The sequence below is a fragment of the Pantoea sp. B9002 genome (assembly GCF_013385945.1).
GTDB lineage: Bacteria > Pseudomonadota > Gammaproteobacteria > Enterobacterales > Enterobacteriaceae > Pantoea.
Genome location: NZ_JACAPA010000181.1, coordinates 1 through 360, shown reverse-complemented (window position 1 = coordinate 360; position 360 = coordinate 1). Strand labels below are relative to the sequence as shown.

The 360-nt window shown below is 64.7% G+C and carries 1 protein-coding gene; it reads left to right on the top strand.

Features of this window, described 5'->3' with window-relative positions; genetic code table 11:
• The coding region (locus HX773_RS25745; protein WP_304623172.1) for a DnaB-like helicase C-terminal domain-containing protein at positions 1–360 on the top strand (360 nt) is incomplete at both ends.

The window sequence follows — 360 nt, the reverse complement described above, 5'->3', positions numbered from 1 at the left end:
GCAGAAAATGAATTTCGGGCTCGACCTGGTCGTCGTTGACCACCTGGGCCTGGTGGACGTCGATGACGCCCGGGCGAACGCCGTGCAGCGGATCAGCGAGATCACCCGCCAGCTCAAGCTGCTGGCCAAGGAGCTCGACGTCCCGGTCATCGCCCTGTCCCAACTCAACCGCCAGCTCGAACAGCGCCCGAACAAGCGACCAACCCCGTCGGACCTGCGCGACTCGGGCTCAATCGAGCAAGACGCCGACATGATCGTGTTCGTGTACCGGGATGAGGTCTACGAGCCGAACACCCAGTTCCGCGGGATCGCCGAGATCATCATCGGCGCCGCCCGCGGTATCCAGCCTTGCACGGTCCG